The sequence below is a fragment of the Streptomyces durhamensis genome, assembly GCF_000725475.1.
Lineage (GTDB): Bacteria > Actinomycetota > Actinomycetes > Streptomycetales > Streptomycetaceae > Streptomyces > Streptomyces filipinensis.
In genome coordinates, this window is the sequence record NZ_JNXR01000004.1 from 207,843 (window position 1) to 234,539 (window position 26,697).

25 protein-coding genes and 1 pseudogene are annotated in these 26,697 nt (G+C 73.0%); 16 read left to right on the top strand and 10 right to left on the bottom strand.

Going from position 1 to position 26,697, the window contains the following annotated elements:
• The first annotated feature begins 186 nt into the window (after nucleotides 1-186).
• Both IO33_RS0106995 and IO33_RS0107000 read left to right on the top strand, forming a co-directional pair.
• The gene (locus IO33_RS0106995; protein ID WP_245235731.1) at nucleotides 187-657 is read left to right on the top strand and encodes a GNAT family N-acetyltransferase; all 471 of its coding nucleotides are present in this window, start codon (nucleotides 187-189) and stop codon (nucleotides 655-657) included.
• Between the two features lie 479 nt (nucleotides 658-1,136).
• Entirely contained in the window at nucleotides 1,137-1,820 is a 684-nt protein-coding gene (locus tag IO33_RS0107000) for a dienelactone hydrolase family protein (protein WP_031161424.1), read from the top strand.
• Between the two features lie 43 nt (nucleotides 1,821-1,863).
• On the opposite strand, the gene IO33_RS0107005 is transcribed toward IO33_RS0107000, so the two are convergent.
• Both IO33_RS0107005 and IO33_RS43920 read right to left on the bottom strand, forming a co-directional pair.
• Nucleotides 1,864-2,250: a DUF2267 domain-containing protein gene (locus tag IO33_RS0107005; RefSeq protein ID WP_031161425.1), complete on the bottom strand. Its 387-nt coding sequence runs from the start codon at nucleotides 2,248-2,250 to the stop codon at nucleotides 1,864-1,866.
• Between the two features lie 482 nt (nucleotides 2,251-2,732).
• Nucleotides 2,733-3,076 (bottom strand): annotated as a pseudogene (locus IO33_RS43920) (dienelactone hydrolase family protein); the annotation flags it as partial.
• Nucleotides 3,077-3,462: 386 nt separating this feature from the next.
• Between IO33_RS43920 and IO33_RS0107015 the strand changes: the two are divergent.
• On the top strand, nucleotides 3,463-4,350 hold the full coding sequence (locus tag IO33_RS0107015) for an MBL fold metallo-hydrolase (protein WP_031161426.1): 888 nt from the start codon (nucleotides 3,463-3,465) through the stop codon (nucleotides 4,348-4,350).
• A gap of 245 nt (nucleotides 4,351-4,595) precedes the next feature.
• The gene (locus IO33_RS0107020; protein ID WP_031161427.1) at nucleotides 4,596-5,588 is read left to right on the top strand and encodes an NADPH:quinone reductase; all 993 of its coding nucleotides are present in this window, start codon (nucleotides 4,596-4,598) and stop codon (nucleotides 5,586-5,588) included.
• A 92-nt stretch (nucleotides 5,589-5,680) separates the two neighbouring features.
• On the opposite strand, the gene IO33_RS0107025 is transcribed toward IO33_RS0107020, so the two are convergent.
• Entirely contained in the window at nucleotides 5,681-6,523 is an 843-nt protein-coding gene (locus tag IO33_RS0107025) for an NmrA/HSCARG family protein (RefSeq protein ID WP_031161428.1), read from the bottom strand.
• 184 nt (nucleotides 6,524-6,707) lie between these two features.
• Here IO33_RS0107025 and IO33_RS0107030 point away from each other — a divergent pair, with 184 nt between their 5' ends.
• On the top strand, nucleotides 6,708-7,688 hold the full coding sequence (locus IO33_RS0107030) for a pirin family protein (protein ID WP_031161430.1): 981 nt from the start codon (nucleotides 6,708-6,710) through the stop codon (nucleotides 7,686-7,688).
• 156 nt (nucleotides 7,689-7,844) lie between these two features.
• Here IO33_RS0107030 and IO33_RS0107035 read toward each other — a convergent pair whose 3' ends face one another.
• Both IO33_RS0107035 and IO33_RS0107040 read right to left on the bottom strand, forming a co-directional pair.
• The gene (locus tag IO33_RS0107035; RefSeq protein ID WP_245235723.1) at nucleotides 7,845-9,029 is read right to left on the bottom strand and encodes a macrolide family glycosyltransferase; all 1,185 of its coding nucleotides are present in this window, start codon (nucleotides 9,027-9,029) and stop codon (nucleotides 7,845-7,847) included.
• Nucleotides 9,030-9,172: 143 nt separating this feature from the next.
• Entirely contained in the window at nucleotides 9,173-10,141 is a 969-nt protein-coding gene (locus IO33_RS0107040; protein WP_245235724.1) for an esterase/lipase family protein, read from the bottom strand.
• A gap of 454 nt (nucleotides 10,142-10,595) precedes the next feature.
• Here IO33_RS0107040 and IO33_RS0107045 point away from each other — a divergent pair, with 454 nt between their 5' ends.
• From IO33_RS0107045 to IO33_RS0107055, 3 genes are all read left to right on the top strand, one after another.
• A complete protein-coding gene (locus tag IO33_RS0107045) occupies nucleotides 10,596-12,014 on the top strand; it encodes an MFS transporter (protein ID WP_031161437.1) in 1,419 nt (472 codons plus the stop codon).
• 195 nt (nucleotides 12,015-12,209) lie between these two features.
• Complete coding sequence (locus tag IO33_RS43925; RefSeq protein ID WP_063765740.1) at nucleotides 12,210-13,010, top strand: SCO4651 family lipoprotein; 801 nt, start codon at nucleotides 12,210-12,212, stop codon at nucleotides 13,008-13,010.
• Between the two features lie 83 nt (nucleotides 13,011-13,093).
• Entirely contained in the window at nucleotides 13,094-13,570 is a 477-nt protein-coding gene (locus tag IO33_RS0107055) for a hypothetical protein (protein ID WP_031161443.1), read from the top strand.
• Nucleotides 13,571-13,701: 131 nt separating this feature from the next.
• Here the strand turns inward: IO33_RS0107055 and pcp are convergent, their stop codons facing one another.
• The 3 genes from pcp to IO33_RS0107070 are packed head-to-tail and all read right to left on the bottom strand — an operon-like array spanning nucleotide 13,702 to nucleotide 16,074.
• A complete protein-coding gene (gene pcp, locus IO33_RS0107060) occupies nucleotides 13,702-14,352 on the bottom strand; it encodes a pyroglutamyl-peptidase I (RefSeq protein WP_031161445.1) in 651 nt (216 codons plus the stop codon).
• A gap of 31 nt (nucleotides 14,353-14,383) precedes the next feature.
• The gene (locus IO33_RS0107065) at nucleotides 14,384-15,358 is read right to left on the bottom strand and encodes a DUF979 domain-containing protein (protein WP_031161447.1); all 975 of its coding nucleotides are present in this window, start codon (nucleotides 15,356-15,358) and stop codon (nucleotides 14,384-14,386) included.
• A complete protein-coding gene (locus IO33_RS0107070) occupies nucleotides 15,355-16,074 on the bottom strand; it encodes a DUF969 domain-containing protein (protein WP_031161450.1) in 720 nt (239 codons plus the stop codon). The genes IO33_RS0107065 and IO33_RS0107070 overlap by 4 nt, the downstream gene beginning before the upstream one ends.
• Nucleotides 16,075-16,243: 169 nt before the next feature.
• On the opposite strand from IO33_RS0107070, the gene IO33_RS0107075 reads away from it, so the two are divergent.
• From IO33_RS0107075 to IO33_RS0107095, 5 genes are all read left to right on the top strand, one after another.
• Nucleotides 16,244-16,996: a LamB/YcsF family protein gene (locus IO33_RS0107075; RefSeq protein ID WP_031161452.1), complete on the top strand. Its 753-nt coding sequence runs from the start codon at nucleotides 16,244-16,246 to the stop codon at nucleotides 16,994-16,996.
• On the top strand, nucleotides 16,993-17,640 hold the full coding sequence (locus tag IO33_RS0107080) for a 5-oxoprolinase subunit B family protein (RefSeq protein WP_031161455.1): 648 nt from the start codon (nucleotides 16,993-16,995) through the stop codon (nucleotides 17,638-17,640). The genes IO33_RS0107075 and IO33_RS0107080 overlap by 4 nt, the downstream gene beginning before the upstream one ends.
• On the top strand, nucleotides 17,637-18,494 hold the full coding sequence (locus tag IO33_RS0107085) for a 5-oxoprolinase subunit C family protein (RefSeq protein WP_031161458.1): 858 nt from the start codon (nucleotides 17,637-17,639) through the stop codon (nucleotides 18,492-18,494). Before IO33_RS0107080 ends, IO33_RS0107085 begins: the two co-directional genes overlap by 4 nt.
• Before the next feature lie 84 nt (nucleotides 18,495-18,578).
• A complete protein-coding gene (locus tag IO33_RS0107090; protein ID WP_107069250.1) occupies nucleotides 18,579-20,855 on the top strand; it encodes an FUSC family protein in 2,277 nt (758 codons plus the stop codon).
• A 120-nt stretch (nucleotides 20,856-20,975) separates the two neighbouring features.
• A complete protein-coding gene (locus IO33_RS0107095) occupies nucleotides 20,976-21,476 on the top strand; it encodes a hypothetical protein (protein WP_051926493.1) in 501 nt (166 codons plus the stop codon).
• On the opposite strand, the gene IO33_RS0107100 is transcribed toward IO33_RS0107095, so the two are convergent.
• A complete protein-coding gene (locus tag IO33_RS0107100) occupies nucleotides 21,412-22,443 on the bottom strand; it encodes an alpha/beta hydrolase (RefSeq protein ID WP_031161465.1) in 1,032 nt (343 codons plus the stop codon). The genes IO33_RS0107095 and IO33_RS0107100 overlap by 65 nt on opposite strands.
• A 264-nt stretch (nucleotides 22,444-22,707) precedes the next feature.
• Between IO33_RS0107100 and IO33_RS0107105 the strand changes: the two genes are divergently transcribed.
• Nucleotides 22,708-23,271 carry a hypothetical protein gene (locus tag IO33_RS0107105; RefSeq protein ID WP_031161468.1) on the top strand — a complete coding sequence of 188 codons (564 nt, stop codon included), beginning with the start codon at nucleotides 22,708-22,710 and terminating at the stop codon, nucleotides 23,269-23,271.
• A 48-nt stretch (nucleotides 23,272-23,319) separates the two neighbouring features.
• On the opposite strand, the gene IO33_RS0107110 is transcribed toward IO33_RS0107105, so the two are convergent.
• On the bottom strand, nucleotides 23,320-24,228 hold the full coding sequence (locus IO33_RS0107110; RefSeq protein WP_031161471.1) for a TolB-like translocation protein: 909 nt from the start codon (nucleotides 24,226-24,228) through the stop codon (nucleotides 23,320-23,322).
• Nucleotides 24,229-24,503: 275 nt separating this feature from the next.
• Here IO33_RS0107110 and IO33_RS0107115 point away from each other — a divergent pair, with 275 nt between their 5' ends.
• Nucleotides 24,504-25,913, top strand: coding sequence for a hypothetical protein (locus tag IO33_RS0107115; RefSeq protein WP_157857814.1), 1,410 nt, complete (start codon nucleotides 24,504-24,506; stop codon nucleotides 25,911-25,913).
• A 122-nt stretch (nucleotides 25,914-26,035) separates the two neighbouring features.
• Nucleotides 26,036-26,680, top strand: coding sequence for a dihydrofolate reductase family protein (locus tag IO33_RS0107120; RefSeq protein ID WP_031161476.1), 645 nt, complete (start codon nucleotides 26,036-26,038; stop codon nucleotides 26,678-26,680).
• The last annotated feature ends 17 nt before the right edge of the window (nucleotides 26,681-26,697 follow it).

Sequence of the window (26,697 nt, forward strand, 5' to 3'; positions counted from 1 at the left end):
CCGACCCCGCGGGTGCAGCGCCCTCCGCTGAGGAGTGAAGTCCGCGCGCCGCCACGGGGGCGGGGAAGAAATGCTTTGCCGGGTCGGCGGCGCGGACGCCATGCTCACGCCGTGACAACCAAGAGCGATCCCACCGGATCCACCGGGCCGACCGCACCCCCACGCCCCAGCGACACGACCGTCGTCATACCCGTCCGCGTACGCGACCTGCTGCCCCGGGATCTGCCCGCCTGTACCTGGGCCGGCTCGGCCACCCATCTGCGTCAGGTCGAGCGGGAGCTGGCGCGCGCCTCGGCGGGCGAGGTGGACTACCTGGCCGTGTGCACGCCTGCGGATCTGCCCGTGGCGATCGGTGGCGTCGACTACCAGGTGTCCGAGGGAGCCGGAACCCTGTGGCAGCTCGGCGTGCTTCCGGCCGTGCAGTCCTGCGGCCTGGGAACGCTGCTGATCCGGGCCGCCGAACAGCGCATCGCGGAACGTGGCCTGCGCAGGGCCGAGCTCGCCGTGGAGGAGGCCAATCCCCGGGCGCGTGCCCTGTACGAGCGTCTGGGGTACGTCGCGTACGGCAGTGCCCCGGACGCATGGGACGAGGAAGGACCGGACGGTGTGATCCGCCGGTACGAGACTACATGTGTCCTCATGCGCAAGGATCTGTGAGTCCCCGCCGCCCGTGCGCACCGCGGGCGTGGCCGTCACGGTGGCCGGTGGGCGAGTTGCCGCCAGGTGGACGCCGTACAGCACGGACAGGGTCGCGAGGGCACCGCACAGCAGGCGGAACAGAACGCCCCGCCGCCCGCGCGCCCAGCCCGGCGGACCGAGGAGGCCGGACCCCGTACGTGCACGGCGATGTGCAGATACCAGGGCTGTCGGACCGCCGCGGTGCGGGGGACATGCTCACCTTCCGACCATGGGCGGCCGGTGTACGAGCGCGATCCGGATCACGGCGTCGCCGGCCCCCGCAGGCCGCCGGCCGGGGCAGGTGCCGCAGGGCAGGCGAGGTGACCGGCCGACCCCGTACCGCTGCTCACGGCGACCCGGCAGCAGTGGGGTCCGGCCGATATGGTGGAGAGGCGGGGTGGGGGACATCCGGGTCGTCGCGATCCGCCGAACCGCCAGGCGTGGAAGAAGTGAAGCCGATGATCTCCGACATGGTTCTCGTGCCCACCAACGACGCCACGCTCCCCGGTGACCTTGTCGTCCCGGCGGCGTCCAGGGCCGTGGTGCTCTTCGCGCACGGCAGCGGAAGCTCCCGGCACAGTCCGCGCAACCGGATGGTCGCCGCCGAGCTGCGCACCGCCGGCTTCGGCACGCTGCTGATGGACCTGCTCAACGAACGGGAGGAGCGGCACGACGCCCTGACCGGCGAGCACCGCTTCGACATCGCGCTCCTCGGCCGGCGCCTCGTGGCCGCGATCGACTGGCTGGACACGCAGCCCGACACCCGCGGCCTCCCGGTCGTGCTGTTCGGCGCCAGTACGGGTGCCGCCGCGGCGCTGGTGGCCGCTGCCGAGCGCCCGGACCGGGTGCTGACCGTGGTGTCGCGAGGCGGCCGGCCCGATCTGGCGGGCGAGGCCCTGGGACAGGTGCGGGCCCCGGTCCTGCTGCTCGTCGGCAGCCTGGACCAGCAGGTCCTGGAGCTGAACGAGGAGGCGGCCCGGCGCCTGGGGGCTCCGCACTCCCTCTCCGTCGTGCCGGGGGCGACCCACCTGTTCGGGGAACCCGGCGCCCTGGAATACGTCGCCGAGGCGGCCAGGCAGTGGTGCGACGACCAGCTGCGCGCCCCGCGCGCGTCCGGAGAGGCCACGCAGCGGGACGAGTGACCGGTACGGGCAGCACGGGCGGGCCTGCCCGGGAAGCCGCCTGTCAGCGCGGGTTCGACCTCCCGAAGTACTCGGCGTAGCGGGTCGGCAGCTGGGACAGGAGATGGTGGATCTGCCCGTCCGGTACCGCGTCGGCGACCGTGGACAACACCGCGTCCGCGTCCCACTCCGCGGTGCGCGGCCGGGCGCCGGTCTGCACGGACACGCGCCGGAGGAACTCGTCGCAGTCGAACGACTCCGGGCGCCCTCGATCCAGATGCAGGGCCTCGCCCAAGGGGGCGGGCAGCCGTGCCGCCAGTTCGTCGGCCTCTTCCGGAGCGATCCGGGTCGCGAGCACCCACAGCACCGCCTCGCAGACGTGCTCGGCCTCGTCCCGGCTGCGGTACTCCCCCCGGTCGCGGACCTGGGTCAGGAACTCTTCCAGTTGCACGGCGGCCTCCCAATGTCGTCGCACGCCATCACGGCGAGCCGCTCCCCTCCAGTCTGCCGCTGAAACCCCCTTCGGCTCCTGCCGTGCCGGTGCCAGGGGCGGGGCGGCCACGGACAGGGGCCGGGTGCGCCGACGGCATCCCGGACCGCCGACGCCACTGCTCCGCTCGTACCCTGCGGGCGGCGACCTCCAAATTCCCCCGCTACGGCATGGGTCTCCGGCCTGCCGCGGGTCCTCAGGCCGCGGCCGGGGTGCACCCGGAGCGCCGCTCGGCGGGGGAGCCCGCAGGCCGGTGCGGAGCGGCACGGCGGCTTCCCCGAGACTGGTGACGCGCGGCGAGTGGACGTCGTGGACCCCGGGGCCGGCCGCACGGGGGCAGCGGTGCGAGCCGCGTGGGGGAGTGGCCGGCTTCGAGACCGCCCGGCCCGAACGCGCGGGCCGGGACCAGGCTCCGGCCGGCGCGCCGGGGACGTCTCCCTGGGTCAGTTCAGATGCCGGGCGAAGAACCGCAGCGAGCTGTCGACTTCGAAGGGCGGCACATCCCCGTGCTTGCCGGGGTTGGCGTGCAGTGTCTTCTCGGCCGAGGCCAGGGCGTCGTACAACGCCAGGCTGTGGTCCCGGGGCACCATCTGGTCGTCCCACTGGACGAGGAACCGCACCGGCACGGTGACCTGTGCGGCGTCCTCGGCCAGCCCGTGCACGCCGAGCAGGCCCGGTACCGCGGCGCGGATGCGGGGCTCCGCGGCGATGAGCGGGATGCCGAGCCCGCAGCCCATGGACATACCGCAGTAGCCCACCGGCCGACGCCGACCTGGTCCAGGCGCTGGGCCGCGGTGAGGACCGCCTGCCAGTCCGCGACAGCCTGTCCGGCCAGATGGCGGTGCATGCCCGCGACCGGTGAGCCCGGATCCTCGCCGGCGGCCACGCCGGCCCGCATCTCGGCCGCGATCCGGCCGAACTCCTCGTCCTGGGGCCGGTCGCCGTGGCCCAGCACGCGCGGCGCAGGTGTGTCCCCGCTGTGGGCGGCCGGTCGACAGCGGCAGGGCGACCCGCTCTCTGCGCCCAACGGACACCGATCGTCAACAGCCCGGTCAGAGCAGCGCCATGTCGCAAGTGCAAGATCCGGACCCCCTTCCTTTCTGCCCGCGGCCCGGGATACCCCTGGAGAGGGAGAAGCCGGGCCGGACGGCCACGATGCGAGAGGAATCCGCCATGAGCGAGGAACGGTTCGAGGACGGGTGGTACGTGGACGAGCGGTGCACGAACTGCGACGTCGCACGACAGCTCGCCCCCGACCTGATCGGTGAGGTCGAAGGACGCGCGGCAGTCCTGCGCCAGCCCCGCGACCTGACCGAGGTACGACAGCTGCACGCCGCCGCCCATGCCTGCCAGACACGGTCGATCCATCCTCCGGGCGGGCGGCTGGACGCGTCGCTGGATCCCTTCCCGATGGCTCTGGACGACACCGTGTACCTGTGCGGACACAACGCCAGGGAGACCGCGGGGGCCAACTCCTACCTGTTACGTCGCCCCGGCGGCACCACGATGATGGTGGACACCCCGCGCTGGAGCACCGCGCTGGCCGCACGCTACGCGTCGCTGGGCCCCGTCACCGACGTCCTGCTCACCCACCGCGACCACGCCGCGCACGGACGCAGCTACGCCGACCACTTCGGCGCCCGGCTGTGGATCCACGAGGGAGACCTCGATGCCGCCCCGGACGCCGACCGTGTGCTGCGGGGCACCGACCCCGCCGAGATCGCCGAGGGCGTCATCGCCCACCCCCTGCCCGGCCACACACGAGGCAGCGTGCTGTTCGTGGCGGACGAGCGCTACTGCTTCAGCGGCGACAGCTTCTACTGGTCGCGCACCACGGGGGACGTCGAAGTGGTCGAGAGTGTCACCTGGTACTCCATCAGCGAGCTGGCCGCCTCCTTGGCCCGGACCGTCGGCGGGCTGCGCTTCGAGTGGCTGTTGCCGGGCCACGGCGACCGCCGCCGGCTCCCCGCCGACGAGATGGCTACGCGACTGCAGCGGCTGACGGCACGCGCCCGGGAACTGCGGCAACAGCCCATCGACTTCACCGCGGTGCGCTGGTGACGACCTGCCCGGGCCCAGGTGCCCCCTGGGGCGACTGAGACGCCATGACCCTGGCCGTGGTGCGGGTGTTCCGGAGCGGGCCGGGGCGTCGCGGCGAGGCGCTGACCGGCTGCCGGTCGGGCAGCGCCCACCGTCCCGCCCTGGAACCGCCAGGTCGGCCGAAGCGAGCCCGTGCGGGTTGTCCGGCGCTGTGTCCCTCGGCTGCTGCGCCGTTACCGGGGGTGCCGGTGACACCATGCGATGCCATGCGTGCTGCGTACATCGAGGAGCTGGGGCCCGCCGACGTCATCCGGTACGGCGAGATCGCCGCTCCCCGCCCCGGTCCCACCGACGTCCTGGTGGACGTCCTCGCCACCCCGGTCAACCCGGTGGACACCTTCGTACGGTCGGGGCTGTTCCCCACACAGGTGGCCTTTCCCTTCGTCGTGGGCCGTGACCTGGTCGGCACGGTCGCCGAGGTGGGACCCGGTGTCACCGGCTTCCGTGCCGGGGACCGGGTGTGGTGCAACAGCCTCGGGCACGGCGGCCGGCAGGGCGCGGCTGCGGAGCAGGCGGTGGTGGCGGTCGATCGGCTCTACCACCTGCCCGAAGGGGTCGATCCGTACGCGGCGGTGGCGGTGGTGCATCCGGCGGCGACCGCGTATCTCGCCCTGTTCGTCCACGGACGGCTCCACGTGGGGGAGACCGTGCTGGTCGCGGGCGCCGCGGGCAATGTCGGCAGCGCTCTGGTGACCATGGCGGTACGGGCCGGCGCCCGTGTCCTCGCCACGGCAGGCGCGCGGGACGCCCGGTACTGCGCGGAGCTGGGCGCGGACGAGGTCTTCGACTACCGGGATCCGGAACTGACCGCGAAGATCCGCGCGACGGCACCGGCGGGGCTCGACCTGTGCCTGGACACGGCGGGTGTCAACGACCTGGAGACCACGGTCGAACTGCTCGCGCTGAGAGGACGCGTGGTGCTGCTGGCCGGCATCCGGACCCGCCCCGTAGTGCCCGCCGGAGCGCTGTACGCGCACGACCGCTCCGTCGTGGGGTTCGTGATCTCGCACGCGACCCCCGACGAACTCGCCGCAGCCGCCGCGTACGTCAACGACCTGTTCGCTCAGGGTGCTCTGCGCCCGCGGAGCATGGAGGCCTTCCCGCTGAGCGCGGCAGCCGACGTCCACGCCCGGATGGAGAGGGGCGAGCTGCGGGGGCGGCGCGCCGTCCTGCGGACGGATCTCACCGCCACCGGCTGACATCGGGAGCGGGGGCCCGTTCGCAGCGCCGTCGCCCCTTCTGCGGACCGCCGGCAGGCACGGGGACGCAGAACAGGCCGGGGAGAACGCCGCTACGCGAAGGCGCTGTGGGCCCAGTCGGCGAAACCGGTCCAGCGGATCTCCGGATGCGCGGCGTGCAGGGCGGCGATGTCGACGCGGTAGCCAGGGCCGTTCAGGAACGTCCACATCGCGTGCATGTCCGGGTTGGTGATCGCCGTCAGAGGCACTTGCTCGTGCCGGACTTCCCGTCCCAGCGCGGCACCCAGCGCTGCCGCCATCCGGCTGGGGGTGGGCGCGTCGCCGGCGAGCTCGATGCGGTGCCCGACGTACCGCGCAGGGTTGAGGAGTACGTTCGCCGCGAAGGCGCCGAGGTCGGGGCGGGCGAGCTGCTGCAGCGGCCGATCGGGCGGCAGCGGCAGGTCGAGGACACCGCTGACGATGCGCTCCGCACCGCTCAGTGTGTTGTCGAAGAAATACGTCGGCCCCAGGACCGTGTGGGGGACATCGCTCAGGGCCAGCTCGGCCTCGATGCGGGCCTTGCTGTCGAAGTGCGGTACGCCGCTGTGCTGGTCGGCCCCGGCGACCGAGCTGAACACGAGATGCGGCACACGCGTCATCGCGGCCGCGGCCAGGATCGACCGTCCTTGTTCCACCTCCGCCTCCGGACCGGCCTCGAAGGGGGTGGTGAACGCGAAGACACCCGCCACGCCGCGCATCGCCGCGGCGAGCGAGTCGCGATCGCTCAGGGATCCCGCCACCACGTCGACGCCCTGGTCCGCCAGGGCCCGTGCCGCTCCGCGCCCCGGGTCGCGCACCAGGGCGCGGACCCGGACCCCGCGATCCAGCAGGGCGTCGGTCACCGCCCCGCCCTGTCCGCCCGTTGCCGCAAGCACCAAGATCGGCTCGTCGACCATCGCAGGGTTTCCTTCCCGCCGGAGAGACACGGTCCGGAGAGTTCCGGCACCTGATCATGATGTGCCGCAACAGCGCGCCGCCTCGGCATGCGATGGTCCGGACGGATGAGGATCCCGTGCCGAACGGCTACGATCATGGCATGATAGTTGAATATCGAACAATATTTCCGGGAGGCGGTCCACGGTGAGCAACGTCGAAACGAAACCGGCCGAGGTGCGGTGCGGTGGAGCGGCCGACGGCGTGCGCCCGGCCGGGGCGGCGCGCGTCGAGGTGCTCAGCCCGCGCGACGTCCCGCTCGGCGGCCCCCGGGCGATGACCGTACGGCGGACACTGCCGCAGCGCGCCCGGACCCTGATCGGCGCCTGGTGCTTCGCCGACCACTACGGCCCCGACGACGTCTCGGTGACGGGCGGCATGGACGTCGCCCCGCATCCGCACACCGGGCTGCAGACGGTGAGCTGGCTGTTCACCGGGGAGATCGAGCACCGCGACAGCATGGGGAGCCACGCCTTCGTGCGGCCCGGCGAGCTGAACCTCATGACCGGCGGACACGGCATAGCCCACTCGGAGGTGTCCACCCCGCGCACGACGATCCTGCACGGCGTGCAGCTGTGGGTGGCGCTGCCGGAGGGGCACCGTCACACCGAGCGGGACTTCCAGCACTACGCGCCCGAGCCGGCCCTGGCCGACGGGGCCGAGATCAGGGTGTTCCTCGGTTCCCTCGCCGGAAGTGTCTCCCCGGTGCGGACGTTCACGCCCCTGCTCGGTGCCGAGATCACCCTCCAGCCCCGTGCGACCCTCACCCTCGCCGTTAACCCCCGCTTCGAGCACGGCCTCCTCGTCGACCAGGGCGAGGTGTGCCTGGCCGGCACCGTGGTCGGTCCCGCGGAGCTCGGCTATGTCCCCCCGGGTGCCGGCGCGTTGACGCTGACGAACGAGTCGGACGGCGTCGCACGGACGGTGCTGCTCGGCGGCACGCCGTTCGAGGAGGAGATCATCATGTGGTGGAACTTCGTCTGCCGGTCACATGAGGAGGTCGTACAGGCTCGCGACGCGTGGACGTCGGGGGACCGGTTCGGTTCGGTACAGGGCTACGACGGCGACCCGCTGCCGGCGCCCGAGCTGCCGACGGTCCCGTTGAAACCGCGAGGGCGATCCCGTTGACCTGCTGAAATGCCGTGAGCCGAGCGAGGCGGGGCGGCGTCTGCGGCGAGCCTGCCGCGTGAGCGTGCCGGGGGCTGCCTCATGCCGGCGTGGACAGACGCGCGCGTCGGGAACAGCACCCCCGGCGCCCTCCGACGCGACGACCGTCCTGCCCTGTCAGCCGACTCTGTCCCCCACCAGCTGGTCTTCGATCAGATCCGCGGCCCGGCGCGTGCCGCCCTCGGCGCGCACCTCGGACCACAGCCATGCCGAGCGCGCCGCGACCCGCGGATCGCCGATGAGCTCCATCAGGGCGGTACGCAGCGTCGCCGCCGTGACGTGAGCGGCGTCGATCCGGCGGGCGACGCCCAGTTCGACCAGCCGGTCGGCGTGGAGCGACTGGTCGGGCCCGTTCGGTACCGCGATCATCGGTACGCCTGCGTACAGGCCCTCGCTGCTGCTGCCCACACCGGTGTGCGTCACCCATACGTCCGCGTGCTCAAGGATCGGCAGCGGCGCCCCCCACGGCCGTACTTCGAAGTTGCGAGGGACGCGCTCGCCCGGAGCGCTGCCACTGACCCTCTGCAGCACCACATGCCACCCCGGGAGATCCGCGAACGCCGCCACGCACTGGTGGTAGGTCTCCTGCGCCCCGTGGCACGCCGAGCCCGTCAGCGAGACCAGCAGCACCTTCTTGGCACCGGCCGGCCGCATCCAGCCGTCCTGCTCCTGACCCACGCCGTAACACGGGCCGACGAACGTCACCGCCTCGGTGTCGACACGTTCCGCATGCGGCTGCATGGCGCGGGGGATCATGGCCAGCACGCGCCGCGGGTGGCCGGTGAACTCCTCCACGTCCGTCGTCACCGCACCGCACCGGTCCAGCCAGGCAGCGAACCGCGCCCGGTGGGCGAATCCTCCGGGCAGCCGGGCGAATGCCGCGCCGATCTCCTCCTGGGCACCCTCCCAGGCCACATGTGCCGCGGACAGCTGGACGCAGCGGCGGCCCTGCGCCTCGGCCAGCGCGCGGCCCGCGTACGCGCCGACGTCGTAGAGATAGACGTCGGCGGGATCGTCGTCGTACGCGGCGTGCAGCTGTGGCAGTACGGCCATCGCCTCGCCGAGGAAGAGGGAGGCGGAGGCGATGGGATCCTGCGGCCAGTCGCGGGCGGCGACCGGCAGAGTGGAGGTGACGCCGACCAGCTCGGCGCCGGTGGGTGCGATCAGCTCGGCGACGGGGTCGGCGATGGCGTACGTCACGCGATGACCGCGGGCCACCAGCTCACGGACGATCTCCAGGCTGGGCAGCACATGGCCGACCAGAGGCGTGCCGACCATGGCGATATGAGCAGGACGGGGCATATCCGGACTTCCTTGGATGGGGGTCTACGGCAGAGAAACGCTCAGGACCCCGACTGAGCAACGCGGTCCTCGGACGGAACCGCCCGGACGCCCGTCGGTGAGCGCCGCGACCCCGGACCGTCCGTGGCGGCGTCCGCCTCGTCTCAGCCGCCGAGTACGGGCAGGGAGAGGCCGCACTGGACGGGACGGGCATGGGCGGGGTCGAGGGCGTTGGTCACCAGCTGGAGGGCGTTGAAGTCGAAGGCCATCGACAGGTGTTCGGAGGTGTCCCCGGGGCAGACCTCCTGGATCAGGATGTTCCGCACGGTCGCGTCCGGTCCCGCGGTCAGGTACTGGTGCAGGTAGGGGGTGACGACCTCGTCGTATCGGGTGGCGATGACGGTGTAGGCGACCCCTGGCTGTGTGTCCCCGTCCCGGTCCAGCGTCGTGTTCACCTCGGATCCGACCATCTGGTCCGAGTAGGCCTGCCCGGCGACAGCGGACACGGCCGGGTTGAGCCCCAGCTCGGTGGTCAGCGTGCCGAGGCCGGAAGCGGTCGTGCCGTGGTTGGACGGCGCCAGGCCGATGAGGCTGTGCACCTTGTTCCGGTCCGGGTGCGCGGGGTCGGTGCCGCCGTCGAACCGCAGGTACCAGCGGGGCAGCACGCCTCCGCCCTGGGAGTGCCCCACGAGGTCGACCTGGTGGGCTCCCGTGGCCTTCAGCACACGGTCGACGTAGTCGGCGATCTGCCGGGCGGAGTCCGGGATGTGCGCGGTGGCCTTGACCGGAGAACCGGCCGGCCCCCCGTAGTTGGGAGCGAAGACGCAGTAGCCCGCCTGCTTCAGATACGGGGCCATCAGGCCCCAGTCGGCGTAGGCGTTCACAAAGGTGCCGTGCAGCAGGACGACCGGGCGCGGATGTTCGGGCGTGGGCTTGCAGCTCCAGTCGTCGGCCCCGGGCGGCGACGCGTCCGGGTGGAGGAGCGAGCCGACGGCCCCCAACGGCGCGGTGAGGATCTTCCCCCGCGGCACCGGGGGCGCGGGGGCGCTTGCCGCGGCTGCCGTGCCCTGCCCCACGCCCAGCGCGAGGGTGAGCCCCGCACAGACCGCGGCCCACCAACCGTGCCGCCCCACCGACCGCCTTCGGCCAACACTCCGGTCCGACACCAGGCCACTCCTCGTCATCGCAAGGCCGGCCGAGCGCCGACGCGGAGATCATCGAGGAAGCAGCCGCTCACAACGGGCAACAACCGCGTGCAACACCCTTATGGAGCAACCGGTTTCATCAGTCCAGCCGGTCCGGATCCGGCCGGAACGGCACCTGCAGTGGACGAGGCGGAGGACGGCAGTCGCGCTCTACGCCCGGCACGCGGCGTCGTGCAGCCCGGCCCGACGCCGGCTCGTCCCGTTCATGGCGGACGTACCGGGCGAACGGGTCAGCCCGGCCCAACTGCCGCCGACCGCTCTCCCCGTAGCCGGACGTACCCGCGGCGGCGCAGCACACCAGCCCGGTTCCCCAGGTGCCGGCCGTCCGTCCCTTACGGTGACGTCCGGTGCAAGAGCCGCGCGACGGGAGGGAGTACGGGACGTGCCGTTCGCAGGGTCTGGCAGGGACGGTGGTTCCGCACCCCCGGGCGCGCCGCCCCCGCTGTCCGGACGGAACTCCTACGCACCGCTCCTGGCCGTCTGCGCCGGGTACTTCATGGTGATTCTCGATGTGACGATCATCAACGTCGCCGTACCGGTGATCGGCCGCGACATGTCCGCCTCGCTCACCGGCATCCAGTGGATCACCGACGGGTACACCCTCGTCTTCGCCGGCTTCCTGCTCAGTGCCGGGGCGCTGGGCGACCGGCTGGGAAACCGTCGCGTCTTCTGCTCGGGAGCGGGGCTGTTCACGCTCGCCTCCGCCGCGTGCGCGCTCGCGCCGAACGCCCCCTTCCTGGTGACGGCGCGGCTGGTGGAGGGACTCGGCGCGGCACTGATCGTGCCCGGTTCCCTGGCCCTGCTCCAGCAGTCCTACCCGGAACCGTCCGCACGGTCGCGGGCCTTCGGGCTGTGGGGTTCGATGGCGGGCATCGCGGCCTCCGCCGGACCACTGCTCGGCGGGCTGCTCGTCTCCACGGTGGGCTGGCGGTGGGTGTTCCTCATCAACCTGCCCGTCGGCGTCGCCTGCCTGGTGCTGACGCGTCGGTACGTGGCGCGCTCACCCCGGCGCGCCGACCGGGCCCTTGACTGGCCGGCACAGTGCGCGGTGGTGGCGGCGGTGGCGCTCCTGACGGCCGCGCTCAACGAGGCCGGACGGCGCGGCTGGTCCGATCCCGCCGTGCTCGCCGGGCTGGGTCTGGTCGTGCTCGCCGCCGCCGCGTTCGTGCTCCGCGAGCGCCTGGCCGCGACGCCCGCGCTCCCGTTGCGGCTGCTGCGCTCGCGTGCGATGAGCGGCGGAGCCGTCATCGGCATGCTGTTCAACTTCGCCTTCTACGGCATGGTGTTCACCGCCAGCCTGGAGTTCCAGCACCAGCGTGGCTACAGCGCCCTGGGCACCGGTGTCGCCCTGTTCCCGGCGGTGGCGATGACCATGTTCGCCTCCGTCCTGTCGGGCCGGCTGGCCCGCCGCACGGGTGACCGTCCGCTGGTGGTCGCCGGCATGCTGCTCGCCGCCCTCGGGCTGGCCGGCTGGGCCGCGGCCGGGTCCGATCCGGCCTACCCGCTGCTGGTGGCGCCGATGATGGCCGCTGGGTTCGGTACGTCCTTCGCCCTCACCGGCTCGACCACCACCATGATGGGTGCCGCGCCCCCGGCCTACTCGGGAACCGCCTCCGCGCTGTTCAACACCACCCGCCAGGTCGGCAGCGCCACCGGCGTGGCACTCGGCGGCAGCCTGCTGGCCACGGCGCACAGCTACGGCACCGGGCTGCGGGTCAGCATGGCCGCCGGCGCCCTCGCCTACCTCACGGCCGCCGTCCTCGCCTCCCTGTGCGTCCCGGCGAAGGCCCAGGCGACCTAGGGCGCCCGTGGATGCCCGTGGATGCCCGGAGCCCGGTCACCCGGATCGCCTGCGGTCCCCCAGTAAGATCGTTGTAATCTCCCCTGTGAGGCGCGTCGGCCGGACCACCGGCAGCGCCCCCATGCCGAGCCACGCAGGACGCGCCGAACGACGCATCTGACGCCGTGCTCGTTCACGACTTCCTCCGGAGAGCCGATGCGTTGTGCCCTGCCCTTGGCCGCTGTCGCCGCTTTGCTGTGCGCGGGCTGTGCCGCGAGCGGTGACGGTTCCGATGACGCGAAGCCGAAGGCCGGTTCGTCCTCCCCGGCTCTGGATGCCGCCGTGCGCGCCGCCGTCGCCCGGACCGGTACGACATCGGCCCGCCTGCACGAGCGCATCGAGATCGGCGGCGGGGGACGGGAGTACGCGCTCACCGTCACCGGTGGGTTCGACTTCGGTCGCGACCGGGGTTCCCTCGCCGTCGACTTTCCGGAGGGCGGCATCTCGCACCTCGACGAGGTCTTCGCGGACGGCAAGGTGTACGTCCGGGGCGCCTCCGGTCCCGACGCCGGCACGTGGGGCGTGATGCCCCGGGACAAGGCCGTGGCACACTACGCGCTCCGGGCCCCGGTCAACGACCCGGAGCATGTCTTCCGGCAGATATCCGCGATGCGACACGTCTCCCGTGAGGGTGAGGAGACCGTCAACGGTGTGCGGGCCGCGCACTACCGAGGGACGCTCGACCACAAGACCCTCACGCTGAGAATGGCCCCGGACGTCCGCTCGAAGATGGACCAGGGCCGGGACCTCTTGGGGGACGACCTCCCGGTCTTCGCCGACGCGTGGGTCGACGGCCGTGGGCGGCTGGTGCAGACCCGCATGACACTGAACCTGGCCGGCACCCAGGTGAAGGTGACGACGGGACTGTCCGGGCTCGGCACGCCGGTGTCGGTGAAGACGCCCCGGCCCGGCGACACGGTCCCTGCCGGCAGCATGAGCGGAGTGCTGAGCGGCTGAGCGTGCCCCCCGCTCGGCACCGCGGACCACCCCGTACAAGCCGCCGTCACCTGCCGTACCCCTGGGCGCGGCAGCGTGGCCGCATGACGTACGACCCCGTCCCGTCCGTGGACGCGCTCATGGCCCTGCTGGCCGACTGCGAGGCCGTCTGGGACACCCCGGACCGGTCCGGCGACCCGGTGGACATCCCGGACCACGGCCTCCAGGTCACCGCCCCGCTCGCCGTGAGCCACCCGCGGGACCAGGAGCTTCAGCTGGCCGGGCTGGTCCACGGCATCGGCCACTTTCTGGTGCCCGCCGACGAGGCGGGGGACGGCAGGCACGCCGCGGTGGCGGTCGAGGGGCTGCTCGGTCCGCGGGTCGCCCGCCTGGTCGCCGCGCACATCCCGGCCAAACGCCAGCTGGCGGCGGCCGATCCGGACCTGGTGCTGTCCCCGGAGAGCGCTCGCACCGCGCCGCGCGGACGACGCGGGGAAGGTGAGGGCCTGCGGGTCGCTCCGCCCGACTCCTGGCGACCGGTCGCGGAGCGAGTGGCCGCCGGCCGATGTCCTCGGGCGTGAGGTGGCTGTCGCGTACCTCGGTGACCGGCGCTCGGCCGTACGCCCTCGTCCGGTGACGTCATCAGGTGTACGGGCGAGTGGGGGTACTCCGTGTGAGGTCGGCGAAGCCCGCCGCGTGCGCGTGAGCGGCGTCAGTGTGTGGCTCCCTCGGTGACCTTCAGGTCCTGCCCCGCCGGGGTGTCGGCGGCAGCGAGCAGCAGGGCACGCAGTCCGTGCGCGACCGTGGTGGTCTCAAGAGCCGGGGCGCTGCCGTCGGTGACCTGTTCCGGCGCCCAGGGCACGTGCACGAAACCGCCCCGGGCGTACGGGAATTCGGTGGCCAGGAGGTGGCCGAGGCCGTAGGCGACGTGGTTGCAGACGAACGTGCCCGCCGTGTTGGAGACGCCGGCCGGGACGCCGGCCGCGCGCAAGGCGGCGACGCAGGCCTTCACGGGGAGGGTGGAGAAGTAGGCGGCGGGACCGCCCGGGACCACCGGCTCGTCGACGGGCTGGTTGCCGGCGTTGTCGGGGATGCGTGCGTCGTCGACGTTGACGGCGACACGTTCGACGGTGACGCCGGGGCGACCGCCCGCCTGGCCCAGGCACACGACCAGGTCGGGGCGGGAACCGCGGATGGCGTCGCGGAGTGTGTCGACGGACTTGCCGAAGACGCAGGGGAGTTCGGTGGCGCCGACCGTCAGCCCGGCCGGTGGCTCGGCGGCCACCAGCAGGGCGGCCTGCCAGGACGGGTTGACCCGCTGGCCGTCGAAGGGGGCGAAACCGGTGATGAGCACGCGGGTCATGGCATGTCCTCCACGAGGGGCGTCGGTCGGCTCAGAACGCGAACAGCGCCATGATCACGGTCGAGCAGGCCAGCAGCGGAAGAGCCGTCGGGATCTGAGCCTTGATGGGGCCGTACTGGTCCTTCAGTTCGAGCAGGGTGGCCGGGACGATGTTGAAGTTGGCGGCCATCGGCGTACACAGCGTTCCGGAGAACCCGGCCAGCATGCCGATCGCGAGGACGGCCGGCGGGTTGCCGTGCAGTTGCCCGACGAGGACCGGCCAGCCGATCGCCGCGGTCATCACGGGGAACGCGGCGAACGCGTTGCCCATGATCAGGGTGAACAGGAACATGCCGACGCAGTACGCGATGACGGCGAGGTACTTCGAGTGGTCCGGCAGGACGTCGTGCACGATCTTGCCGACCTGGGTGCCGACGCCGGCCAGCGCGAAGAGCGAGCCGAGCACGGCGAGGAGCTGGGGCAGCAGCAGGGCGGCTCCCATCGCCTCCAGCATGGAACGGCCGGAGTGGAGCGGTACGGACAGCCTGCGCTCGCCGGTGACCAGCATGCCGACGGCAAGGGCGACGAGACAGCCGGCGCCGAGCCCGAGGAGGGTGGCCTTGCCGGTCTCGAACAGGCCGGACGTGTCGAGGAACGAGGCGCAGACGATGGCGACGAGCGGGATGGTCAGGGCGGGGACGAAGATCTTGCTGCCGAGCCGGGTCGCGGAGGCCTCGCGTTCCTCGGAGCTGCTGGTGACGGGCGTGCCCTTGCCCAGGAAGTTGAATCCGGCGAGCACGATGAGGACGAGGACCGCGGCGCCGAGCGGTTCGGCGGGCAGGGTCCAGCCGCCGTTCTTCGCGGTGGCGTCGGCGACGCCGGTGCCGTAGGGGAAGGTGAGTCCGAGCAGGCCCCAGAACGCGGCGGACGTCCACCGCTTGGGGTTGCTGCGGTCGGCGGCCATCTGCGCGGCCATGACGACGAAGACGAGCCCCACGAGCCAGTAGAGCCACTCGACCTTGATCACTTGCTGTTCTCCTTCGGAAGCGGCAGGTCGTGTTCGGCGGCGGCGAGCGCCATCTCCCGCTGCAACTGCCGGTCCAGGAGCAGCAGGCGGGCGCCGTGCACGAGGAAGGCGCAGACAGCGAGCGGTATCGCCCACAGGGCCAGCTGGGTGGGTTCGAGGTTCTGGTGGTACGTCGAGTTGACGAAGCCCGTGATCAGGAGGATCGAGCCGATCGCGATGAAACAGTCCTCGCCGAAGAAGAGGCCCACGGTGTCGGACGAGGCGGCGTAGGAACGTACCTTCTCCCGCATGCGCTCGGGCAGCGCGGCGCCCGCGGTGCGCTCGGCGGCGGCCTCGGCCATGGGTGCGACCAGCGGGCGTACCGTCTGCGCGGGACCGCCGATGCTGTTGAGGCCGAACGCCGCGGTGATCTGACGGATCAGCAGGTACACGGTGAGGAACCGGCCGGCGCTGAGGCCGCCGAGCCGGCCGATGAGTCTGCGGGCCTGTTCGCGCAGGCCGTAGCGCTCCAGGAGGCCGATCACGGGCAGGACGACGGCGAAGACGGTGACCGAGCGGCTGTCGGCGAAGGACCGGCCGAAGGCCGCGAGGACCTCCAGCGGGTTCATCCCGCCGATGAGTCCGGTGAAGACACCGGCGACACCGACCACGAGGACGGGATTGCGGCGCGTGACGAATCCGAGGATCACCACGACCACGCCGAGGAGAACGATCATACGGTTGCCTTAGGCGTGAGCGGGCGGGACGCCCGAGCGGCGCGGATCCGGGGCCCCGGATCCGTGAGGGATGCCCGGGACCCTAGGGGATCGTTCAACGATCGAACAAGGGGTAGGCAGGAAAATCAATCCCTTGTCGGATCGTTCAACAATCGCCTACCTTGAAGGAGTGATCGACCTCAACGCAGACCTCGGTGAAGGCTTCGGCCGCTGGACCCTCACCGACGACGACGCCCTGCTCTCCGTCGTGACCAGCGCCAACGTCGCCTGCGGCTTCCACGCCGGCGACCCCTCGGTGATGCGCCGCGTCTGCGACCTCGCCGCCGAACGCGGCGTCCGGATCGGGGCCCAGGTCTCCTACCGCGATCTGGCCGGCTTCGGCCGCCGCGCCATGGACGTGCCGGGCGACGAGCTGGCGGCCGAGATCGCCTACCAGATCGGGGCGCTGCGGGTCTTCGCCGAGGCCGCCGGTGCCGAGGTGGCCTACGTCAAGCCGCACGGCGCCCTCTACAACCGCACCGTGCACGACGCCGAACAGGCCGCGGCCGTGGTGGCCGGCGTACGCCTGGCGGGCGGAACGCCGCCGGTGCTGGGCCTGCCCGGGTCACGGCTGCTCGCCGCCGCCGAGGAGGCGGGCCTCACCGCCGTACCCGAGGCCTTCGCCGACCGCGCCTACACCCCCGCGGGCACGCTCGTGCCGCGCCGCGAGCCCGGCGCCGTGGTGAGCGACGAGCAGGCGGTGGTGAGGCGCGCGCTGGCCTTCGCGGTGGACCGGGCCGTGGAGGCCGTGGACGGTACGACCGTCCCCGTGGCCGCCCGCTCCCTGTGCGTCCACGGCGACACCCCGGGCGCCGCCCGGATCGCCGCGCGGGTCCGTGAGGCACTCGACGCGGCCGGAGTCGAGGTGAGGGCATTCGCATGACCGAGAGCCGGTCCGTCGAGGTGCGCCCTGCCGGGCGGCGCGCCCTGCTCGTCGAACTGCCGGACGCCGAGCGCACCGGAGCCTTCCACGCCGAACTGCTGCGACGGCGCGCCGCGGGAACCCTGCCACCGGTCGAGGAGATCGTGCCGGGTGCGCGGACGGTACTCCTGGACGGCGTCACCGACCCGGAGGAACTGGCCCGCCGGATCGCCGGCTGGGACCTGCCGTCGCACGCGGCCGACGACGGGGCGACGGTGGAGATCCCGGTACGCTACGACGGCCCGGACCTGGCCCGGGTGGCCGCCCTGTGGGGCATCGGCGCCGACGAGGTCGCCACCCGGCACTCCTCGTACACCTACCGCGTCGCCTTCTGCGGATTCGCCCCCGGCTTCGGCTACCTCACCGGCCTGCCCGCCGAACTGCACGTGCCACGCCGCGACACGCCCCGCACCCGGGTCCCGGCCGGCGCGGTCGCGCTCGCCGGCCCCTACAGCGCCGTGTACCCGCGCTCCACCCCCGGCGGCTGGCAGCTGATCGGCACCATGCCCGACCCGGCACCCCTGTGGGACCTCACCCGGGAGGAACCGGCGCTGCTCACCCCGGGAACGCGCGTGCGGTTCGTCCCCCAGGACGGCACGCCATGAAGGCCGAGCTCGCCGTCGTACGCTCCGGCGCCCTCACCACCGTCCAGGACCGCGGCCGGCGCGGCCATGCCCACCTGGGGGTCCCCCGTTCCGGCGCCCTGGACGCCCCCGCCATGAACCTGGCCAACCGGCTCCTCGGCAACGCCTCCGACGCCGCCGTCCTGGAGACCACCCTGACCGGCTGCGCCCTGCGCCCCGACCACGGGGTGACCGTCGTGATCGGGGGCGCGCCCTGCCCGGTGACGGTCGACGGCCGGCCGGCGGCCTGGGGGGTGCCCGTACGGGTGCCCGCGGGCGCCGTGCTGAACGTGGGCGCCGTGACGTCGGGCGTGCGCTCCTACGTCGCCGTCGCCGGCGGCATAGCCGTCGAGCCGGTCCTCGGCAGCCGTTCCGCGGACCTGCTCTCCGGACTCGGCCCGGCACCCCTGCGGGACGGGGACGTCCTCCCGCTGGGCACCCCCGCCCCGCAGCCGGCGCTCCCCGCCGGCGCCCCCTGGCCGGCGCCGCCCACCGAACTGACCCTGCCCCTGCGCCTCGGCCCCCGCGCCGACTGGTTCGCGCCCGCCGCGCTGCACACCCTGACCTCGGCGACGTACCGCGTGTCGCAGCACAGCAACCGCATCGGCCTGCGCACCGAGGGACCGTCGCTGGAGCGGGTGTCGGCCGGCGAGCTGCCGAGCGAGGGCATGGTGCTCGGCGCCGTACAGGTGCCCCCGGACGGGCGGCCGGTGGTGTTCCTGCACGACCACCCGACCACCGGCGGCTACCCGGTGATCGGCGTGGTCGCCGAGGCGGCCCTGGCGGTCGCCGCCCAGGCCGCGGCGGGCACACCGGTCCGCTTCACCCTGGGCTGACGCGCCGGCACGACCGGGATCACGTCCCACCGGTGCGCCGGGTCGCGGCGTGCCGGGCGATCGACGGTGGGCGATTCTGGAGGAGTGGGTCGAGTCCCGGTCCGCCGGATTCCGCCGGACTACGCCGCCTCGGGCCGCCGGGCGGTACGCGTGACGCTGGTCGCCGCGGCCGGCTTCTACCTTTTCCGCTACGGCTTCGATCGGCCCGTGGCGGCCACGTACGCCCTGTTCGCCGCCGTGGCCCTGGGCGGACTCGCCAAGATCCCGGGCACCGGCCGGCAGCGAGCGGCGACCATGCTGCGGCTGCTTCCGGTGTGCTGGCTGCTGGTCGTCGTCGGCACGTTTCTGTCGGTGCGGACCTGGAGCGCCGTCGCGGGCATGCTGGCGGTCGGCTTCGCGCTGGCCTTCGCCGCCGTGGGCGGCCCGCGCCCGGCAGGGGCGGCGCCAGGCCTGCAACTCCTCTACATCCTCCCGTCGTTCCCGCCGTACGCCCCCGACACGCTCGGTGAGCGCCTCATCGGCACCACCACCGGACTGGCCCTCCTCGTCGCCGCCGAGGCACTGATCTTCCCCGAGCCCAGCCCGCCGTCCTACCGGGAGCGGGCCACCCACGCCGCGCACACGGCCGCGCACTGCGCGACCCTCCTCGCCGCACCCCCGTACGCCCTGACCGACCCGGACATCCGGACAGCCTGGGAAACCGGCCGGTCGCTGCGGTCCCTGACCGTGCCGGAGGCGGAACGCCCGGCCGGACCAGGGGTGCGCGACCGTGCCCTCGCCCACACCGGCCTCGCCACGCGCACCCTGCTCAGCCGCCTGGCGCAACTGCCCGCCGCACCGGACGGGCATCCGGGTCCCGAGGTGACCGCCGTACTGCGGGCCGTGGCACGGCTGGCCACGGCGACCGCGACCTGTCTGGGCACCGGGCGTTCGCCGGAGGCACCGTACGAGGAACTGCGCAAGGCACGCGCACGCCTGTCCGCGGTGTCCGCGGGCCCGGTCGCGGTCGGGGATCCGGCCACCGCCAGGGATTGCGCACCCGGCGGCCCGGCCGCCACCGGGACCAACGTGCCCGCGGACCCGGACCCCATCGGTGGTTTCCCGGCCGCGACCGCCCGCACGCCGGACTTCCCGCCCGCCGTGCTGCGCCGGCACGCCGCCGCTCTGGAGATCGCCGACGCCGCGCTCGCCATGGCCACGGCGGCCGACCTGGCGGTGCACGGCAGACACGCCGCGGTGCGGATCACGCCGGGACGCTTCTGGTACGCCAGGGCCCGGGCGCCGATGCTGTGGTGGCACCGGGTGCGCGGCCACGCGGGACGCCGGTCGGTGTTCTTCCAGAACGCCGTCCGCATCGCCCTGGCCCTGACCGCCGCCCGGCTCGTGGCGGGGGTGGACACGCTGCCCCACGGATTCTGGGCCACGCTCGCCACCCTCACCCTCACCCGTACCACCATGGACGAGACCTGGCACACCATCCGTCTGGCACTCGCCGGCACCCTGGCGGGAGCCCTCGTCACCGCCGGGGTACTGAGCGTGGCCGGACCCCACACCGCCGTCTACGCCGTCGTACTGCCGCTGTGGATGCTGTTCGCCTTCACGGTGGGGCCGGTCAAGGGCGTCGGCTGGGCGCAGGGCCTGTTCACCGTGCTCGTGGCCCTGGTCTTCGCCCAGCTGGCCCCGCCGACCTGGCGACTGGCGGAGGTGCGGATGCTGGACGTGCTGGTCGGCAGCGCGATCGGCGCCGTCTTCGGGCTGCTGGCCTGGCCGCGCGGCGCCCATGACGAGCTGCGCCACGCGGCGGCGGAACTGCTGCGCCGGGCGGCCGAGATCGTGGTGGCGACCGGAGCATGCGTGGCGGGCGGCGGCGTGGTGGTCGTCTCCGCGGGAGTGCCCGGTCACCGGTCGCTGCAGCGCGCGGTCATCCTCGCCGAGTCCGCGTACGCGCAGTTCCAGAGCGAGCCGACGCCCTTCGGCGGCCCGGCGCGCCGGGCCGGGCTGCGCTCCGTGGACTGGCAGGCCACACTGATGGCCGGTCACCACACCCTGTGGGGCTCCGACCGGCTGTTGACGCCGCCGCTCACGGGGCTGGGCACCGCGGCGGCCGAGTCCGTCAACGGCCTGGGAGAGCGGGTGGCCGGGCGGATGCTGCTGGTCTCGGCGGCACTGGACCCCGGGGCGGACACCCCGACCGGGCAGATCCCGCTGGTCGATCCGGCCATCCAGGGGCCCCTGACCGAGCCGCCGGGCGCGCCGCGCCTGTACTACGCGACCGTGTCGTGGCTGGACTCGCTGATGACCGACCTGCGCCGGATCCCCCGGGGCAGCCCCGAGGCCGGGCCGGACCCCCGGGCACCGTGAACCGCACCATGCCGCCGGTGAAGCGGGACGGCGCCGGGTCGTGCCCGCAGCCGGCAGCGTCTTCCCGGCAGCCGATGCGGCACCGTTTGGCGCGTGCTGCGGAAGGGGACCCGGAGCCACATGTTCCGAAGCATCGCGCGTGGCTGCGCGGCCGGTGCCGCAGGTACCACCGCGTTGAACGCCGTGGCCTATCTGGACATGGCACTGCGCGGCCGGCCTTCGAGCAGCGCTCCCGAAGCCGTCGTGGAGAAGGTCACCACCGTAGCGGGACACCCGCTCCCGGACGGTGAGGGGCGGGACAACCGGCTGTCCGGACTGGGAGCCCTGGCCGGCATCGCCGTGGGAGTCGGCACGGGCGCCGTCGTCTCGCTGCTCCACCGGGCCGGTGTACGGCCGCCCGCGTGGCTGGGCGGCGCGCTGACCGGGGCCCTGGCGATGACGCTGGCCGACGCGCCGATCGCGCGCCTGGGCGTCAGTGACCCGCGCACCTGGTCGGCCGTCGACTGGACCGCGGACGCGATCCCGCACCTGGCCTACGGCCTTGTCACCTACGGCGTCATCGCCTCTGCGCGAGGACGCGCCGGAGCCAGCGGGTGCGGGCGTCACGGGCGTCCTGGCTGAGGGCCGCCTTCGGCGCGAAGGTGTCGAAGCCGTGGAAGGCGCCGGGCCACACGTGCAGCTCGGCTTGGCCTCCGGCCCGCCAGAGCGCCTGGGCGTAGGCGACGTCCTCGTCCCTCAGGGTCTCCGCCGACCCGACCTCGACATAGGCCGGGGGCAGCTCGGACAGATCCGTGGCACGGGCGGGAGCGGCGTAGGGCGGCAGGTCCGCCGAACCCCGACGGTCGCCCAGCGCCGCCTGCCACGCGGTCGCGTTGGAGGTGCGGTCCCAGGTGTCGGCGCCGGCCATCTGGTGACTGGAGAACGTGTCGTTGCGGTCGTCGAGCATCGGGCACAGCAGCAGTTGCCCGATCGGCGCGGGTCCGCCCCGGTCACGGGTGAGCAGGGCGAGCGCCGCGGCGAGACCGCCGCCGGCGCTCTTTCCCCCGACGACGACACGACCGGCGTCGAAGCCCCGTTCCGTCGCGTGCGCGGCCACCCAGACGAGTCCGGCGTAGCAGTCCTCCAGCGCTGCCGGGTACCGCGCCTCGGGCGCCAGCCGGTACTCGACGGAGACGACGGCCAGTTCCAGGGTGACAGCCCATTCACGCAGGAGCCGCGGTAGGACGGACCACGCGTTGCCGGTGACCAGTCCGCCGCCGTGCATGTAGTACAGCAGGGGGAGCGGTCCCGGGATCCCGGCGGGCCGCCCGCTGACGAGGGTGACGTCCGGACCGCCCGCCGGCCCCGGCACACGCAGTTCCTCCACCTCGAAACGGCCGCCGGCGCGCAGTTCCCGGAGCGTAGGCCTGGGCCGGGCCGCCGCATCCTGCTCCCTTCGGTCCGCGAGGTTCTCCGGGGTGAACGGCGCCCGGGCCTCCTGCGTCAAACCGCCCAGCGCGACGGCCAGTTCGGGGTCGAAGGGTGGCACGCCCCGGGCGGTCGAGGCAGGGCCGGTCCCCGGCGACGGCGTGTCATCCGTGAGGTCCATACGGCGTAGTCAACCACCTGCGGCGCGCGCGTCACGGGGCACAGGCCGTGAGCGGACCGGCCCCCGGCTCGTCCGCGTTCCCGCAGCCGTCGTGGGCGCTGCGGATCCGGTGGAGTGAGCCCATGGGGCGGTCGCCGTACGCCCGGTGCCGCTACGCGATCCGACCGGTCCGGGTGAGCGGCCCCCTGGCGGTGGTCTCCTGTGGCCTTGGCCGGAAGCCGTCGGGCCTGGTAGGCATGGCCTGTGCGATTCGAGAGTGTTCCCATGCCGGCGGCGGTCGAGGCACGGCCCCGTGACGTTCGTGGGTATCCGGTGCCGGCGATCACTCCCTGGGAAGGGGAGGAGCCGCAGTTCGCGCTGACCGACTACGAGCGCAGCGCGGTGTGCGCGCGGCAGCGTCTGTGCTCGGTGTGCAACCAGGGGATGCCCCAGGGCCCGGTGTGGCGTGTGGTGGGCGCCGCGGAGAGCGCGGCGATCGGCGAGGCGCTGGCCGCCGGGCGGCCCTACCGCAATCTGGAGCCGACCCTCGAAGGACCGGGGCACCGGGCGTGCATGCTGTACGCCTCGATGGTGTGCCCCTATCTGGCCCGGCCCAACGCCCGGCGCGGTACGTCGGCGACGGAGCCGGACGAGATGACCTCACATGTGGTGCGGGGCGCCGTCCGGGGCTCCATGGGCGCGGTGGTGGGGTTCGGCGAGTACGAGTACGCCGTCACCGGCAGCCGGGTGCTCTTCCGCTTCCTCGACGTCGTCGAGTTCCTGCCGCACGACACGTCCGACGCGCACCTGGACGAACTGCGGGCCGAACTCGCCCGGATCGCGAAGTGACCCGCACCTCGCGTCCCGGACGCGTCCGGCCCGTCCCGTCGGTCGAGGTCAGGGGCGGTACGCCGCCAGACCGACCGCCGAGGTGACCTTGGTCGGGTGACCCGTGCCGTCGGCCGGCAGCGTCACCGTGCCGGAGGGGGTGCGCACCGCGAGGGTCTTGCCGTCGGGCGACCAGGCCGGCTCGGTGTAGTCGGTCGTGGCGTGCGGCGTGAGGTCCTTGATGTGGTTGCCGTGCATGAAGTCCTCGACGAGAACGTGGTCGTGGCCGGCGACCGAGCGCACGAAGACGATCTCCTCCTCGTTCGGGGAGAGGGCCGGCTGGGAGCCCTTGGTGAGCTTGCTGCCCTGCTGACGGAGGTAGTCGTCGCGGATGTAGACGTCGCCGGTGTGGTCGTTGGCGTACACCGAGGTGCCGTAGTGGCCGGCCGCGTTCGGCCAGACGTTGCCGGTCTGCGGAAGCGTGCTGTCCGGACCGGGCTCGCCGTACAGGGACAGCGTCTTGGGCGTGCCGTGGACGGCCTTGGCGGAGATGACCTTCAGCCGGGAGACACCGTTCGCGCGCGCCGCGAAGATGAGGTTGTCCTTGGCGGGGATGTTGTTCTGGGTGTCCTTCGCGGTCACCTGCCAGGTCGGGTGCGACCAGTTCTGGTTTCCGGGGTTCTTGGCGACGACGACGCGCCCGCTGCCGTCGGGGTTGGCGATGTCCAGGTTGCCGGAGCCGTCGATGAAGGCGGCCTTGGCGCCGTTCGGGGACCAGGCGAGGTCCCGGACGGGTACCCCGAAGTTCACCTTGTGGCCGCCGATCAGCACGTCCTTGGTGCCGTTGCTGATGGTCAGGGTCCCGTGCGAGGCGCTGGTGGCGGCCGAGGCGGCGCCAGAGGCGCCCAGCAGCGCGGAGCCGGTGACGGCCGCGGCCACGGCGATCGCGGCGGCCATGGTGCGGGTACGGGTGGTCATGACGGGAGTCCCCCAGGAACGTCGACAGGTCAGGTCGTTGGGCGAGGCTGCGCCAGAGCCGCACCGGCGTCGTCCTGGTCGCTGAAGACCACGACCGCCTGCCGCTCTGTTCGAAACCGAGCCTGACAGGATGGTTTCCCCGAATTGTCCGTTCAGTGTCACAGGGGCGTAACACGGTGAGGGGCGATGCCGGTGGTGAGCGCGGAGTGTCCAGGGGCTAGGGTCCACCTGATCGCGCCTCCGTGCGTGAACCTCCTTCCGACCAAAGGACGTTGATGAGACGAAGATCCCTCACCGGTACGGCCGCGGTGTTCATGTCCGCCGCGGGCCTGGCCGCGGCACTGCTGGGCGCAGCCCCGGCCGGCGCCGTCACCGGCCAGCCGGTGATCACCCTCGACGCCCCCGCGCCGGTTGCCCTGCCGGCTGCGCCCGCCACGGCGGACGTGCACCTGGAGTTCCAGACCAAGGCCAGGAACCTGCAGGCGGACGACACCACCCTGACCGTGGACGCCCGGGGCCTGTCGAAGATCGCCAAGGTGACGTTCTCGCACAACTGCACGGCCAGGGGTCTGGTGGCCACCTGCTCGGAGATGTTCGAGACCGACTCCTCTCCCACCACGCACATGGGCGCCATGACCGGGCTGACCCTGACCCCGCTCAAGGGTGCCGCGCTCGGTGCGGCGGGAACGTACAAGGTCACCGGGCGCTCCGCGCACGCGCAGATCGTGGGAGGCACGGGCAGGGTCGAGGTGGGAGGTCCCTCCTTCGGCCTCGACGGCCTCACCGACCACACCGGCCTGAAGGTCGGCAGCACGGTGTCCGAACCGGTCCGGTTCAGCAACGTGGGCGACCGTCCCGCCAAGGGGGTCCAGACGGTCCTGGCCGCCTCACCCGGTCTCGACTTCGCCGACCACTACGCCAACTGCAAGTACGGGTCCAACGGCACCATCCACTTCGCGGAGTGCTATCCCAAGGGCGCGATCGGCATCGGAGAGACGGCCGCCCTGGCCGCACCGGTGCGCCTGCGCGTGAACTCCGCGGCGCTGTACACCTACCTCGACACGCTCACCGCGCCCCTCGGCCAGCCGGGCTGGCCGGACGGTCAGGGCATCAAGTGGACGTGGGGCACGGGCTCCACGCTCAAGCTGAAGGTGATCAGGGCGGGACGGCGGTCCTCGGCGCCGGCGGGTTCCGTCTCGCTGCCGCAGTCGGGCAAGGTCACCGACTACCGGATCGCCTCCCTCCAGGCCCGCAACACGGCGGACTTCGGGGTCACCGGCGCCAGTGCGCGGGCCGGGCAGGGCAAGAACGCGACCTTCGCCTTCCAGCTGTCCGCCAACGGTCCGGCGACGCTGTACGACCGCAGCGGCGGTGACGGCGTGCCCACCGTCTGGGTGACGCTCCCGGCCGGCACCACCGCCGTCGGCCACTCGGCCGACTGCGCTCCATGGCAGGAGAACAATCCGACGGCCGAGGCCCACGGTCCCTATGTCTGCGGCCTGTCGAGCATCGTCCTGACCAAGGGGAAGACCGCCAGGTTCAGCTTGACGCTCCGGGTCGACGAGGTGGTCGCCCATGCCAAGGGAGGCGTCCAGCTGGTCTGGGGCCCGGATCCGTCCCACTCCCGCCGGCCGGCTTTCGACCCGGACAGCCGCAACGACTCCGCAGCCCTCACGCTGAACTGAGACGCGGCGGCCGGCACGGAGAGGCGAACGGGGTCGCTCAGGTCCGGCGACCCCGCTTCGGCGCGGCGATGAGTTTTGCCGGCCCCGGCGGTCCACCCCTCATCGACCGCAGGAGGAGTCCCGTGAACCAGCTGCTGAGGGTGCAGAACTTCAACGTCTCGAGTGACGGATACGGTGCCGGTGAGCACCAGAGCCTGGAGAGGCCGTTCGGCCACGCCGATCCAGCGGCCCTGTTCGCCTGGGCGGGCGCCACCGCGAGCTGGCCCATGCGCACCGACCCCGGCGGGAGCCGGGGCCTCGACGACTACTTCACGCGGGACTACGCCCGCGACATCGGCGCCGAGATCATGGGCCGCAACAAGTTCGGTCCCCAGCGCGGCCCCTGGCAGGACCACGCGTGGCAGGGCTGGTGGGGTGCCGAGCCGCCGTTCCGCACTCCGGTGTTCGTCCTGACCCACCACACGCGTCCTTCGCTCACCCTCGCCGACACCACCTTCCACTTCGTCGACGGCGACCCGGCCGCGGTCCTCGCACAGGCGCGGGAGGCGGCACAGGGCAAGGACGTCCGGCTCGGCGGCGGCGCCACCACCATCCGTGCGTTCCTCGACGCCGATCTGGTCGACACCCTGCACGTGGTGGTCTCGCCGGTGAAGCTCGGATCCGGGTCACGGCTCTGGGAGTCCCCCGAGGAACTGCTCGACCGCTTCCACCTCGATGTCGTGCCCAGCCCGAGCGGTGTGACCCACCACCTGTTCTGGCGCAAGTGACACGTGGGCGAACCTTC

Bases quoted from the DNA above. Each gene is read 5' to 3' on its own strand.
- IO33_RS0107025 (WP_031161428.1), bottom strand. From the start codon at position 6,523: ATGGTCGACGAGCCGATCTTGGTGCTTGCGGCAACGGGCGGACAGGGC.
- IO33_RS43925 (WP_063765740.1), top strand. From the start codon at position 12,210: ATGCGTTGTGCCCTGCCCTTGGCCGCTGTCGCCGCTTTGCTGTGCGCG.
- IO33_RS0107095 (WP_051926493.1), top strand. From the start codon at position 20,976: ATGTTCCGAAGCATCGCGCGTGGCTGCGCGGCCGGTGCCGCAGGTACC.
- IO33_RS0107080 (WP_031161455.1), top strand. From the start codon at position 16,993: ATGACCGAGAGCCGGTCCGTCGAGGTGCGCCCTGCCGGGCGGCGCGCC.
- IO33_RS0107105 (WP_031161468.1), top strand. From the start codon at position 22,708: ATGCCGGCGGCGGTCGAGGCACGGCCCCGTGACGTTCGTGGGTATCCG.
- IO33_RS0107070 (WP_031161450.1), bottom strand. From the start codon at position 16,074: ATGATCGTTCTCCTCGGCGTGGTCGTGGTGATCCTCGGATTCGTCACG.
- IO33_RS0107015 (WP_031161426.1), top strand. From the start codon at position 3,463: ATGAGCGAGGAACGGTTCGAGGACGGGTGGTACGTGGACGAGCGGTGC.
- IO33_RS0107110 (WP_031161471.1), bottom strand. From the start codon at position 24,228: ATGACCACCCGTACCCGCACCATGGCCGCCGCGATCGCCGTGGCCGCG.
- IO33_RS0107000 (WP_031161424.1), top strand. From the start codon at position 1,137: ATGATCTCCGACATGGTTCTCGTGCCCACCAACGACGCCACGCTCCCC.
- IO33_RS0107055 (WP_031161443.1), top strand. From the start codon at position 13,094: ATGACGTACGACCCCGTCCCGTCCGTGGACGCGCTCATGGCCCTGCTG.
- IO33_RS0107085 (WP_031161458.1), top strand. From the start codon at position 17,637: ATGAAGGCCGAGCTCGCCGTCGTACGCTCCGGCGCCCTCACCACCGTC.
- IO33_RS0107100 (WP_031161465.1), bottom strand. From the start codon at position 22,443: ATGGACCTCACGGATGACACGCCGTCGCCGGGGACCGGCCCTGCCTCG.
- IO33_RS0107020 (WP_031161427.1), top strand. From the start codon at position 4,596: ATGCGTGCTGCGTACATCGAGGAGCTGGGGCCCGCCGACGTCATCCGG.
- IO33_RS0107035 (WP_245235723.1), bottom strand. From the start codon at position 9,029: ATGCCCCGTCCTGCTCATATCGCCATGGTCGGCACGCCTCTGGTCGGC.
- IO33_RS0107115 (WP_157857814.1), top strand. From the start codon at position 24,504: ATGAGACGAAGATCCCTCACCGGTACGGCCGCGGTGTTCATGTCCGCC.
- pcp (WP_031161445.1), bottom strand. From the start codon at position 14,352: ATGACCCGCGTGCTCATCACCGGTTTCGCCCCCTTCGACGGCCAGCGG.